General features: G+C 34.3%; 11 protein-coding genes. 6 read left to right on the top strand and 5 right to left on the bottom strand.

What is annotated here, in order from left to right:
• Positions 1 to 642: 642 nt before the first annotated feature.
• From cas2 to ABFU83_RS05380, 4 genes are all read right to left on the bottom strand, one after another.
• Positions 643 to 981, bottom strand: coding sequence for a CRISPR-associated endonuclease Cas2 (gene cas2, locus ABFU83_RS05395; RefSeq protein WP_347069473.1), 339 nt, complete (start codon positions 979 to 981; stop codon positions 643 to 645).
• Positions 978 to 1,868 (bottom strand): type II CRISPR-associated endonuclease Cas1, encoded by an 891-nt coding sequence (gene cas1, locus ABFU83_RS05390; protein ID WP_347069471.1) that lies wholly within the window; start codon positions 1,866 to 1,868, stop codon positions 978 to 980. Before cas1 ends, cas2 begins: the two co-directional genes overlap by 4 nt.
• 3 nt (positions 1,869 to 1,871) lie before the next feature.
• Positions 1,872 to 6,233 carry a type II CRISPR RNA-guided endonuclease Cas9 gene (cas9, locus tag ABFU83_RS05385; protein WP_347069469.1) on the bottom strand — a complete coding sequence of 1,454 codons (4,362 nt, stop codon included), beginning with the start codon at positions 6,231 to 6,233 and terminating at the stop codon, positions 1,872 to 1,874.
• 1,561 nt (positions 6,234 to 7,794) lie between these two features.
• Complete coding sequence (locus tag ABFU83_RS05380) at positions 7,795 to 8,043, bottom strand: SymE family type I addiction module toxin (protein WP_347069468.1); 249 nt, start codon at positions 8,041 to 8,043, stop codon at positions 7,795 to 7,797.
• 145 nt (positions 8,044 to 8,188) lie between these two features.
• Here ABFU83_RS05380 and ABFU83_RS05375 point away from each other — a divergent pair, with 145 nt between their 5' ends.
• On the top strand, positions 8,189 to 8,614 hold the full coding sequence (locus ABFU83_RS05375; RefSeq protein ID WP_347069467.1) for a helix-turn-helix transcriptional regulator: 426 nt from the start codon (positions 8,189 to 8,191) through the stop codon (positions 8,612 to 8,614).
• Positions 8,615 to 8,739: 125 nt separating this feature from the next.
• Here ABFU83_RS05375 and ABFU83_RS05370 read toward each other — a convergent pair whose 3' ends face one another.
• On the bottom strand, positions 8,740 to 9,156 hold the full coding sequence (locus ABFU83_RS05370; protein WP_347069465.1) for an OsmC family protein: 417 nt from the start codon (positions 9,154 to 9,156) through the stop codon (positions 8,740 to 8,742).
• A gap of 359 nt (positions 9,157 to 9,515) precedes the next feature.
• Here ABFU83_RS05370 and ABFU83_RS05365 point away from each other — a divergent pair, with 359 nt between their 5' ends.
• From ABFU83_RS05365 to ABFU83_RS05345, 5 genes are all read left to right on the top strand, one after another.
• Positions 9,516 to 10,337, top strand: a complete 822-nt coding sequence (locus ABFU83_RS05365) for a hypothetical protein (RefSeq protein ID WP_347069464.1) — start codon at positions 9,516 to 9,518, stop codon at positions 10,335 to 10,337.
• A gap of 138 nt (positions 10,338 to 10,475) precedes the next feature.
• Positions 10,476 to 11,036: a TetR/AcrR family transcriptional regulator gene (locus ABFU83_RS05360; protein WP_347069462.1), complete on the top strand. Its 561-nt coding sequence runs from the start codon at positions 10,476 to 10,478 to the stop codon at positions 11,034 to 11,036.
• Between the two features lie 54 nt (positions 11,037 to 11,090).
• Entirely contained in the window at positions 11,091 to 12,203 is a 1,113-nt protein-coding gene (locus ABFU83_RS05355) for an MBL fold metallo-hydrolase (RefSeq protein ID WP_347069461.1), read from the top strand.
• A gap of 4 nt (positions 12,204 to 12,207) precedes the next feature.
• Positions 12,208 to 12,423: a hypothetical protein gene (locus tag ABFU83_RS05350; protein WP_347069460.1), complete on the top strand. Its 216-nt coding sequence runs from the start codon at positions 12,208 to 12,210 to the stop codon at positions 12,421 to 12,423.
• A 93-nt stretch (positions 12,424 to 12,516) separates the two neighbouring features.
• On the top strand, positions 12,517 to 13,512 hold the full coding sequence (locus ABFU83_RS05345; protein ID WP_347069459.1) for a DUF3667 domain-containing protein: 996 nt from the start codon (positions 12,517 to 12,519) through the stop codon (positions 13,510 to 13,512).
• Positions 13,513 to 13,539 lie beyond the last annotated feature (27 nt).

Genomic DNA, 13,539 nt, shown 5'->3' with positions numbered 1-13,539 from the left:
TGAACTGTTGTGAATTCCTTTCAAATTTTTGTAGTTTTATCGAGTACAATTACAACAATCTTGATGGATATATCGAAAGACTACGCGTTGTGAATTCCTTTCAAATTTTTGTAGTTTTATCGAGTACAATTACAACCAGATTCGAAAGGGATGATTATTTCGGCTCGTTGTGAATTCCTTTCAAATTTTTGTAGTTTTATCGAGTACAATTACAACAAAAATTCGACAAACAAGAACTTGAATATGGTTGTGAATTCCTTTCAAATTTTTGTAGTTTTATCGAGTACAATTACAACATAACTTGTTGTTTGAATGAACGGATCAACGTTGTGAATTCCTTTCAAATTTTTGTAGTTTTATCGAGTACAATTACAACACAACTGGCTGAGAAGATTGGCGTTTCATAGTTGTGAATTCCTTTCAAATTTTTGTAGTTTTATCGAGTACAATTACAACTGTTGTATCTATCCGATACTATAGCTAACCGTTGTGAATTCCTTTCAAATTTTTGTAGTTTTATCGAGTACAATTACAACCTCATCAAAACTCTTGATTTTACAAGAGTTTTGGGATAAACTACAAAACAAAAAAATTAAAAAAATGCCTGATATAAAAGTATATTAAGGCATTTTTTTATTCCTGTTAAAACAATTCCAATTGTTGAGGAATAGTAGGTAATTCGGTTTCTTTTTTGGCAAAAAATAATTCCATTTGTTCAAACTGTTTATCTGTTATGGATAAAATACCTACTTTCCCTTCACTAGGCAAACTCTTTTTGACCCTTTTGATATGTACTTCTGCATTCTCTTTACTCGGACAATGTCGTAAATAAATAGAAAACTGAAACATCGTAAACCCATCATCCAATAATGCTTTACGAAATTTAGTTGCAACACTTCGCTGCTTTTTTGTCTCTGTCGGTAAATCAAAAAATACCAGAACCCACATAATCCGATAAGCATTAAAACGACTAAAACTCATTTAAAAACTGGATAATGAATCATCCTACTTGTACCCATAAAACACTTACACAACGAACTAGTAGTAATACTCAACGCCGTCATTAGCGGTCGTTGTAAACCACTTATACTAACATCCCTTGTTGCCAACTGCAATAAATGAGCTTTTGCATTTTTATCCAATTCATGTGTCGCCAAGGGAGTATTCATCCATTCCCAAACCATTTCATCTACATAGGGTCGATAAGGCTCCATTATATCATCAGCCAAACAATAAGCATTATACTTATTTCGATGAAAAATCCCTATTGTAGGGTGTAAACCACTACAAACCAAAGCACGGGCTACCATACTTCTTAAAATTGCATATCCGAAATTTAAAAAGTTGTTTGGAGCCTCTCCTTTTCTTTCCCGCAAAAAATTGTCGAATAAATGACTCCAATAATACTGTGCTGCTATTCCTTCCATATTTGTGCTATCCCCAGATTTTACATCATTCATATATTTACTTAATATATCATGTGGCAACTTCAGTTTTCTCAAAAGCTCTTTCTGTTGGAAGATTTTAGATTCGACCGTCTGTTTCCAAAGTTGTTTTCGTAAAGGTTCAGAAATACCTATTTGATGCTTTAATCGTTCCGAATGTTCTACATGTCCACTTATTGGCAGCATTAATCCTAAAGGTAAATGTGACTCGTCACAACTAATGATTGCCACGTTATGCTGTTGCATCATCACTATTAGAGGATTAGAAAGAGTGATTTGTGGATGATCCATAATCAAAAAACCTATATCTTCAATCGGGACAATTCCTTTAACCTCTTTTAACAATGGATCTTCTATGTATAACTGATTGTCCTTTACTTTTAGATAAGAAGGATTTCCGATATAAATAGTACGTTTTAACATTACTTAAGCTTTAGAAATATTCCCTAATCGATCTACTTTCAATTTGATGCACTTTTCTTTTATACGAACAGAATTATCCATTGTTATTTCCAATTTATTTAAACTACCAAACTCACCGATCTTGCTTTCGGAATCATAGTTTTTAATTAACGTAGCAACTCTTGAATGAATAAAATGACATTTACTACCAGTACTACTTACCATTTTATATATTCTACTCGCTTGTTCTCTATCCAGATTATTAAACTCAATTCCGGAAATATCTTCTTCCTCCATAGGAACATACACCAAATCATTAGGAGATAGTACAAATAGAAGTCGGTGTCCTTTTTCATTTACTTCAGGAGCAGAAGATAATCCTTGTTTTTGTCTCTCAATAACCAGATTTAAGGCGATAGTCTCATAATTTCTTTTACCACTTTTATCCTCGTAAACCGCAAAAAACAAATTGGTTCCTTTTGCGGCTTCTACATATTTCTTTGTTCTATTCCCCGTTTCTCCTAATTGAAACTTACTTCCTTGTTCGAATACCCTTACTTTTAAAATAGGTTGATGTAATCTACCATCATTATAATCCCGTATATTTTGATTCATTTCCTCGATTCCTTCAGGTGAAAAGGCAATCTCTGGATTGTTGTTTTTACTCTTAAGATAGTTACTCAATATTTTTTGAATTCCAGTATCCGTTATTGTTTTTATACTGTTTTCATTAAAAGAGGTATCCAACGATTTTCGTGTAGCTGTTAAAATTTTCCCATTCCCTACTTTTATACGATCTAAACTTATTTTCCCGGAAACGGTTTCTCTATGCAATGGTTTTCGGATTGCCCAATTAATATCTTCCTGCTTCACTATTTCTTTTACCTTTACTCCGTTTTTATCTACCCATTTTTCATAATAATTGGTGGCTTTATTGATGACCCTAAGATTTTGTTTAAAACTTACCACCATTTTTTCCAATTCATTTTTACTATCGGTTGTAAAAGTCTCCCATGGTTTTTTAAATACCCATTGATAGTTTTCGGTCGAATCATTATTATATTTTTTATCACACAGTTTGGCTCGTAAATCAAATCTAAATTTCTGCTTCTCCTCTTTTGTTTTTCCATTCTTTAACGCATGCTCGTTATTCATAAAGTTTATATGGTCTCTTGTTGCACAGGCAATAATTAAAGCATCCAACGCGTGGTGGCTATGGTCAATTCTTTTTTTAGAAAAACTTTTTGACAAGTTAATCGGAACGGTTGGCAAATACTTCTGATAATTTTCATTCCATGATGTAAAATCGGATGAATTGGTTAGTTCATTCATCCGTTCAAATCGTGGTAAAATCAAATCATTCCAAATATCATTTAATCCCCAATCCTGTTTTAAAGCTGTTGTAATTTTACCATTTCCAGAAATCAGGTTTTTAGAATTAACACCGTCATCGTTAGATTCTGAACGAACAATATTTGACAGAATTCCGGAAATATATTTACTGATATAACGTGTATCATTTAGCTGACGTTCTATCATTTTTTCCGGTATATCTTCCATTAGCAATTTGTTTCGTTTCGCTTTGTTTTTAGCATAATTTTGGTTTACAAATTCCTCGTAGCCTGACACTTCGAATATTTTCACTTGTTTTCCCATTCCACAATCCACAATCTGTCCATGGAATTTTTTAATAAACGCCAGTCCGATAGTATTATCTTTAAGCTTATTAACAGCTGCCTCACAAATAATTTTGTTACTAAAACTATCGTCAAAATAGATGCTTTGCGGAATGATATGTTCTATCTCATATTCCGGCGTAAATAATTTGTTTAACGGAATAATTTGTCCGGTATAAGGAGAACGATATTTTTGTTCCAGCCAGAGCTTATATCGCTTTAAATCGCTACTGGAAGGTTGTGCTGCTTTACTTATTTTTAAAATATCTTCTTCTATATCCATACCGGAATTTAAAACGCCATCTTCATAAATCCGTAGGATTTCCTGTTGTGAAGGAGAATACGGCCGAGCATTTTCAACGGCTTTATCCAAAGCCATTTCAGCCAATAACGCTTTAATGCGTAGATTCGTATTCTCATTTTCGGTAACCATAGTCGTGATGCGCTCCCGTTCTTCGGCAGTATTTTTCAGATCACGTCCCAATTCTATATGAATTTCATTAAAGAAATCTTTAGCTCCTTTACCATATTGTATCCAAATATCACGAACTACCCGTAATGTTTCCAAAACAACTTGCTCCACAATAGGATTACGTAAAGAATGTTGTTTAAAAGAGGCGATATAGTTTTCCAGGTCTTTTACAGAGTACCATTTATCGGTATTAGTTGCTTCAGAATGACGTCCGTATACTACATATTGTGCCAGCCAAAGCGGTAATTGCTGAAAGTCCGTTTCCGTTGTTAAGTGTTGCGCTTTTTCACGAACCCGATCTGTTATTTCTTCATCATATTCTCCTGTGATAATTTTAGCGATACGATCTTGGGATTTTATATTAATTTGATTCCAACCCCAATTTTTCCCAAAACGCATTAACGGAAGTAATTTTAAAATTGCTTTTTGAGAAAAACTACCGTAATCACTTTTAAATGGTGGAAACTTCCGGAAAGCTTCAAAAAATGATTCTTCGTTTAATTGATGTTTGCGAGCAAATGTTTTTAATGCTTTGTTGTATTCTTCTTTATCGGTTACTGAATAAATAAGATGCCATAAATTCAATTCCTGATGGAAACTTAAAAAATCAGCCGGTACATTATCAACTTTACTCAAGCAAGAATACAACATTGCTTTTGTCTCGTTACATGGATATTTTTTATCCATCACATAATTCCAACGGTATTTTTCTATTTCGGTTGTTAATGCTCTGCCTTTAAAACCTTTCTTCTCCAACAGAAATCGAATCAAAACCTTTTGTTCAATTTCTTTTTTATGGTTTAGAAAATCGAACAGCTCATCCTTGTTTTCTATAGTTTTAAAAAAATCGTCCGATACATTTGCATCATCTTCCTTTCGATAAATGGCTAGATTATGAATCCATTGTAAAAGTCTGAATTCCTGGTAATAAGGATTTGATTTTGCGATAACTTTTAACGGTCGTACTATACTTTCACCTTTTTCGTTTTTAGTCGTTCTAAATTCTAAACTACAATTACTAATATTGGATTTCTGACTGCGTAATGGTCGCTGATAAAAAATAATATCCTTTACAAACAAATGCACAAAGTCTTTTGATAAAAGTTGTTGTTGCTGTGTTTTATTATGACGGTACAATTCCTCTATACAATTTTCTAATAAAAAAGTATCTTGTAATTCTGTATGGAATATTTGTTGGTTTTTTAAAATCTTCTCCAGTTCCTCTTTATAGAACTTTCGTTCGATAGTACGAACTAATTTTCCTTTGATTTTTTGTTTCGGATTTAATAGTAAATGATCATATATAAATTCTCCAACAGTTTTAGCAGATTGCTCAATATCTTGCTCTGTCTTTTTTTTCATCAAGGTCCAATCGTCGGAACCTGGTGCCCGGAAACTGCGTTTTACATTTCCGTCTTTATCTCGTTTTTCAGTTCCATCATCATTAAGATCTGTTGTAACAATAAAATCGCGAACTTTATCTTTCCACTCGTACAATTCCGTTTTACTCGATCGTCGATATGTCCAGCCATTTTCCAGATTAAGAGTATACCAGGTTTCTCCTTTTTTATTTTTTTCTTCATCGGCTACAACATCTACCACCCGTAAAGAATGAAAGACGATCGATTTATTTGAATTTTCTTCTTCTTCTTCCCCTCGAAGCTGATAATACCCACGCTTTTGGTTAAAGTTTAATAAAATCCAAGCCAGTTCTTCTCTTGCTATTTTTTGTGTTAATGCTTTCTTTCTTAAAAAATAAATAGTCCAATCGTAAGGAATTAAACAATCGTTTCCTTTTTTATCTTTTAAAAATTCGGGCTGATGTTGTTTAAAATCTGCCAGCATTTCAAGGAAGGAATCTTTAAATAAAAACTCATTTTGATTATATACCAATTTAGGTTCACAACCACTAATAAACTTTCCGAAACGTTTTCTGAAATCAATTTGCTCATCATAATGTTTCGGTAAAAAGCCTAAAAGATGTAAAACCCGATGCAAACGTTCTCTTCTTAAAAGATGCCGTTCTCTTACTGTTCTTGTAGAGCGATAGGCTGTTCGTTCTGCTGTTTGAGAAATCGACTTTCCTTTTCCAAAATCACTAATTATATCTTGTGACATGGGTATAATACGCGTACCCATTCCGAGAATACGACCATATTTATTATCAAAATGTTGTTGTATTAAACTCCAACCAACAGAATTGGTTCCTAAATCTAATCCTATTATATGTTTTTCCATAAAAGATGCTTTTGATTTGAAAATTAAGAAAATAATTCTTTCAAATTTTACGGTTATACATAATGTTTATTTGATAAAAAGTATTTAATTTGTATTTGAAAGGAATTCACAATAAGGATTATTCCGTTGTGAAAACATTTAGCGCCTCGACTATCTTCGGGGCTTTTTTATTTATATCAATTACAACCTTAAACCTTTGATACTTCCTTTCAAATTTTTGTAGATTTATCAAATACAATTCCAACTTGGTCGAACTATATAAGGTGTTTAATGCTGTTGTGAATTCCTTTCAAATTTTTGTAGATTTATCAAATACAATTCCAACATATTTGTTGTTTTTCGCCAACAGATAGATGTTGTGAATTCCTTTCAAATTTTTGTAGATTTATCAAATACAATTCCAACAGAATCAAAATCCTTAAACAATTCATATCCGTTGTGAATTCCTTTCAAATTTTTGTAGATTTATCAAATACAATTCCAACACAGTTACCGGTGCTTGTGAGCAAGGAGTAGTTGTGAATTCCTTTCAAATTTTTGTAGATTTATCAAATACAATTCCAACCCGGCTCCTCCGGCTTCTTTAGCCCTATCCGTTGTGAATTCCTTTCAAATTTTTGTAGATTTATCAAATACAATTCCAACCTACCTCATTATCTATCATTACGAACTTCTGTTGTGAATTCCTTTCAAATTTTTGTAGATTTATCAAATACAATTCCAACATTTGCTGTGTAATCAAAGCTAAGTAACTAGTTGTGAATTCCTTTCAAATTTTTGTAGATTTATCAAATACAATTCCAACCTAGACTTAATAAAGATCGTCGAATCCAATGTTGTGAATTCCTTTCAAATTTTTGTAGATTTATCAAATACAATTCCAACAGATTTGACTGGACACTTGGAGCTTCTGAAGTTGTGAATTCCTTTCAAATTTTTGTAGATTTATCAAATACAATTCCAACTTTATTAGCTATTAAATGGTAGTATTTATCGTTGTGAATTCCTTTCAAATTTTTGTAGATTTATCAAATACAATTCCAACATCAATAAGAGACAAAATGAACTTCTAATGGTTGTGAATTCCTTTCAAATTTTTGTAGATTTATCAAATACAATTCCAACTTTTGATTATTAAACTATGGACTATCACCAGTTGTGAATTCCTTTCAAATTTTTGTAGATTTATCAAATACAATTCCAACTAACGGATTCTGGAGCATTTTCGCTTGTTAGTTGTGAATTCCTTTCAAATTTTTGTAGATTTATCAAATACAATTCCAACAAAACACCTTCTTTTAAGGTGAGCCAAAGTGTTGTGAATTCCTTTCAAATTTTTGTAGATTTATCAAATACAATTCCAACCTCTTTGGAAACCTTGTAAATACATGGGTTTTGATATAAACCACAAAATAAAAAAACAATAAAAAATGCCTGATATAAAAAGTATATTAAGGCATTTTTTTATTTCTATTACTCCTTTTCACGATTCAGCACACCTAACCTGTCAGGTGTCTGCGGGTAATCTACAGATGTGTATGCAACGCTATTTTTAGGTCGACTAGCGATAAAGCGAAGGGTCTTTTCGGGTATCTACCGTTATAATCAGTTTCCGATATTCGCAGCTTATTTTTACTTTCATTGTCGTTTTAAACCCGGCCTCTTGAAGCCATTTTCCGGCCAATCGGATTTCGGGATAATATACATACCGACTGTAGGCGCGTGGAAAGGCTTTTCCGTATAGCGAAACCCGGCGTACCGGGAGTTTTTTTTGTTTGTTGCGGTTGCGGCTTGGTGTTGAATTTTTCATAATCGGGCGTTTTATAAACATAAAGTTCTTCCTGTAAAGTTGACTATTTCAGTACTCCAATAATTATCCTATTCCTTTTTCAGGTTCTGTTATAGAACCATATTTTTACTTATATTTATACCGACAATTTTTAAAAATCCGTAATATGTCACATTTCGATACGCCAGACAAAAAAATACACCAGGGAAGAAACATCAAACGTTTTCGCGAAATGCTGGGCATCAAACAAGAAGCACTGGCTATAGCCTTAGGCGAAGATTGGAGCCAAAAAAGAGTTTCTTTAATGGAACAACGGGAAACTATCGAAACGAACTTACTAACACAGGTAGCTGAAATATTCAAAATACCAGTAGAAGCCATCGAAAATCTTGACGAAGAACAAGCTGTAAATATAATTGCTAATACATTTGATAATGGTTCAATTGGCTATCAAGGCAACCAGAATTGTACCTTCCATCCTATCGACAAATTAGTCCAGCTTCACGAAGAGAAGATTGCGCTATACGAGCGTATGCTGAAGGAAAAGGATGAAATGATGGCGCGGCTGGAAAAGCTAATCGAAACTAAATAAACCATAATCGAATTATAAACAGCTGACCCGTTTTGGAACCCCATCAGGGGTACTGGTGTGCCACAGTTGAGCATAAAAAAACTACGGTTGTGACCGTAGTTTTTTTATGCTTTCATCGGAATGGATTATACCAAGGCAGCTGCTAAAACGATTTCGGCTTTTAGCAATTGTGAAATCGGACAGTTTTCTTTGGCATCCAAAGCGGCTTTTTGGAACGCTTCTTCCGATATTCCCGGTACCGATGCTTTTAAATCCAATTGCACCTGAGTGATTTTCCCATCTTCGAAAACTACTTTGGCGTTCGTGTCGATAGTATCGGCTGTAAATCCGGCTTCGTTTAATACAAAACTTAACTTCATTGAAAAACAACCGGCATGTGCCGCACCAATCAATTCTTCGGGATTGGTTCCCACCCCGTCTTCAAATCGGGTTTTAAACGACAAATTAGCATTGTTTAATGTTGTACTTTGCGTCGATACAGATCCTTTACCTTCCATACCAGTTCCTTTCCAGTTGGCACTGGCTCTTCTGATTAATTTCATAGTTATTCGTTTTTTAGCTCCTATAAAGTTAACGATTTCATTTAAACAAAAAGTTAAATCGCAACATCAAGTCGTTTACCGTATCCAATATGTCCTAAAAACAGGATTTTCGCTAGCATCTGCTCTCGTTATAATGTTACTCCTTATATTAAAGCAACCTTATTTAATGATTATTCTTTCATTATATATACATTAAAAAATGCATTTCATCGGTAAAACACGACACTTTATCGATATGTTTGTTTTTTTAATGGTATAAAATTTTAGAATCAAGAAAAAAGTATAATTTTATAAGAAACCCCCCAACAATTTACCGGAATAGTACAATATGTAATTATTATTGTTAAAAATCAAGTGCTATGTATACAAAAAGAAATAAAACAATTAGTAAAAAGTTTATATTTTGGCCTAAAAATATTGGTTACTTATTAATTTTCTGGGCTGTCATTCAAACACTTTCATACCAGTATCTTGAATTAAAATGGATCACATTACAGTGGATCCCCGTTGCGATTATCGGTTTGTTATCACTCATTGTTTTTAGTCTGAAAAACATACGAATTCAAAAACACCGTTCCGAAACCGATATGCTTTGGAATACGATTATTCGTACAAGTACTACGTGGGCGTCTTTTTTGCAAAACAGCTTTGCAATACAAGCAGAAATCTATCAGGAATTAAAAAACAGACATCAGGCATGGCTGCTTGTACTTCAGAATCAGCTGAACTCACAACAAGAAAACGAAACCATTTGCCTAAAAACCGAATTGGAGCCCTTGATTTCACAAAATGAGATCGACTATATCTGCAATCAAAAAAACAGCGCCAAACAGCTCATGGCTTTACAATCGCATCGGATAAAAGAATTATTCGACCAAGGTATTATCGACAACAACCAGCATTTGACCTTATTGGGACATCTGGCCGATTATTACGAACTGCAACTGCGTTGTGAAAAAAAGAATCAACATTCGGACAACTCCCTATTGGCGACAATCAGCTTAATACTGATTCAATTATTTATTATACTGCTGCCCTTTGGACTGATCAATGCGTTTCAAAAAATAAAAAGCGATTATGTATTGTTCACGATTCCGTTGTGCATGCTCCTTTCGGTCTTCTTTATTTTTACCGAACAACAGGCACAAAAAAATCAAAAAGTTACTCCGGTCTCTTTTTAGTCCATCATAAAACAAGCAGAAGCACCATAAAGGTGCTTTTTTTAATATCGCAATTTTTAAAAAAGTTAATTTTTTGCCAAATACTAAATCGCTACATAAAAAACAGTACTTTTACCGACTGATTAGTCGATCTAAATTATGGACAAACAAAAAGAAATCCTTACCACTGCTTTAAAACTATTTGTAGACTACGGTTTCCATGGAACAGCAACCAGTAAGATTGCCAAAGAAGCCGGTGTGGCCAACGGTACTTTATTCCATTATTATAAGACTAAAGAAGATTTGATCATCGCACTTTATATCGATATCAAGTTACGGGTAGCCCAACATATTGAAAGCTATCGTGACGAGCATACCGAATATAAAGAACACTTTAAAAAACAATTTGTCGGTCTGATGTTATGGTCGTTGGAAAACGATTATGAGTTCCGTTTTATTCAGCAATTTTACTTTTCGCCATATGCTTCGCTAATGGATTATGAAGAAATCCAGAAGTTATCCAAAAAAGGATGTGAAGAACTGGAAGAGGCTATGAAACAAAATCATATCAAAAAACAACCGATCGATTACCTGATTGCTATCGTTAACAATTACGTTTTCGGAATACAACAGTATTTACGACAATCGAAACTAACTACAGAAGAGAAAAAAGAAGTGATCTATAACTCCTACGAAACCCTTTGGACTATGATTCACTAATTCTTTTTTTAAATACTATAGAGTGATTAGTCAATCTAAACTATTTTAAAAAACATGCTTTTACGAAAAATTATGATAACCCTTTGCATCTTACTTCTATCCTTTACCATTGGCGTTTATTTCTTTATGCAACAGCCCAAATTTGGAAAACTTCCATCGGGCGAACGATTGGAACGCATTAAAAAATCACCAAACTTCCATGACGGACAGTTTCAGAATAGCAGTGAAACACCCGATCTAACCGAAGGGGCCAATTATTTTTCGGTTTTAAAGGAATTTATATTTAAAGAAAACACCCGGGTAAAACCAACCACCGAATTACCGGCCGTAAAAACCGACCTGCATAAAATCGTTCCAAATGAAGACGTCTTTATCTGGTTTGGACATTCCTCTTATTTCCTGCAAACCAATGGCATTAAATTCCTGATCGATCCGGTTTTTAGCGGTGCCGCCTCACCTATCCGGATGACGACCAAAAGTTTTGGTGGTAGCGATCGTTATACCACAGCCGATATTCCGGAAATTGATTATCTGATCATCACGCATGATCACTGGGATCACCTTGATTATGAAACGGTAAAAAATCTGAAAAGCAAGGTTAAAACCGTAATCTGTGGATTGGGCGTAGGCGAACATCTGGAATATTGGGGTTATGACAAATCCCGTATTATCGAAAAAGACTGGCACGAAACTATTGAGTTGATCAATAATACAAAATTACATACCACACCGGCACGTCATTTTTCCGGCAGAGGGCTTTCCCGAAACAAATCGTTATGGTTGTCGTTTGTATTGGAAACACCCGACAAAAGAATTTTTATCGGTGGTGATGGTGGATATGATAGTCATTTCAAGGCAATCGGAGATAAATTCGGTCCATTTGATTTGGCCATTATTGAATGCGGACAATATGATAAAAACTGGAAATACATTCATTTAATGCCCGAAGAAGTACTGCAAGTCGCACAGGATTTGAAAACCGAAAAGCTGATTCCGGTTCACTGGAGTAAATTTTCGCTGGCCAATCACAACTGGGATGAACCTATTTCCCGTCTGGAAGCCTTAAACGATAATCCGGCTTTACGTCTTTGTACGCCTATGATTGGTGAAAAGATGAATCTCGATGCCAATACAACCTTCACCCAATGGTGGAAAAATGTAAATTAATCCGATGCTAACTATGTTATATATCTTTAAAACAAGCGTCCGAAGTCAAAAAGACGCCAAAGCCATCAGTCGTATTTTCGAAGCAAACGGTAACATTGCCCATTTTAATTTTGATCTGGAAGATTGCGATAAGATCCTTCGCGTAAAAAGTGACCACTTAAAAGCCGCTGAAATTATTTCGCTGGTTTCACACTTAAAGCATACGTATGAAGAGCTTTAGCATTAAATGAACAATAAATATTTTGTTTTATTTATCAATTTTTCTCCATAAATATCAATTTTTATTATTTTTATCGCACCAATAAGCCCTATAATGAGCCACGATAAAATACGCGATCACATTGACTGTTTAAATTGCGGAAAAATTGTTACCGAAAAATACTGCCCAAACTGCGGCCAGGATAACACCGAATCCCGAAAGTCATTTCACTATCTGTTTACGCATTTCGTAGAAGATTTTACGCATTATGACAATGCTTTCTGGAAAACTATGAAATATTTGTTGTTCCGCCCTTCCCGCCTTACCCGCGAATACCTGGAGGGAAAACGCAAACATTATGTAGCTCCGGTAAAGCTGTATATTTTTATCAGTTTTATAACCTTTTTCCTTCCGGGGGTACTTCCGGAAATTGATCACGATAACGAAACGCAACGTGAAGTAAGAAAGGCCGAAGCCCATAAATATGATTACAACTACGAGGAAGCCGATTCGATTCTAAAAGTAACCACAGGTAGAAAAATCCCTACCATAGGCAACTATAGTTCGGTAAAAGAATACGATTCGATACAAAAGACACTTCCGGTAGCAAAAAAGGGTTCCAAACTAATGGAAAAATTTGAAAGAAGGCTGGCCGAAATAAACGAAAAATATACCACAAAAGAAATCATCGGAAAATTCAAGGACTCTTTTATTCATAACCTTCCCAAAGTACTTTTCCTCTATCTGCCGTTATTTGCTTTTTCGCTATGGCTTTTTCACAATAAAAAGAAATGGTACTATTTTGAGCACGGTATTTTTACGCTCCATTATTTTTCATTCCTGCTACTCAACACCATGCTGTTTCTAACAGTGAGCTGGTTGCTGAAACTAATGGGTGATAATGGCTTTTTAACATTTTTAGAGTTTCTACTAACCTGTATTTATCTGGGTTGGGGCTTTACCTACTTTTTTAAAGCACACCGTTTTTTCTACAGCGAAAAGCGCTATATCTCGAATTTAAAGAGTTTGGTGCTGCTTTTTGTCAATTCGTTCCTTATAACGGTTGTACTGCTACTGTTTATCATTTATACCCTATTATACCTTCATTAATTTGAATTTATTCTAAAAAGTACGACG

The sequence above is a fragment of the Flavobacterium sp. WV_118_3 genome (assembly GCF_039778605.1).
In the GTDB taxonomy this organism is placed as follows: Bacteria; Bacteroidota; Bacteroidia; order Flavobacteriales; family Flavobacteriaceae; genus Flavobacterium.
This window is presented reverse-complemented; position numbering and strand designations above follow the sequence as displayed.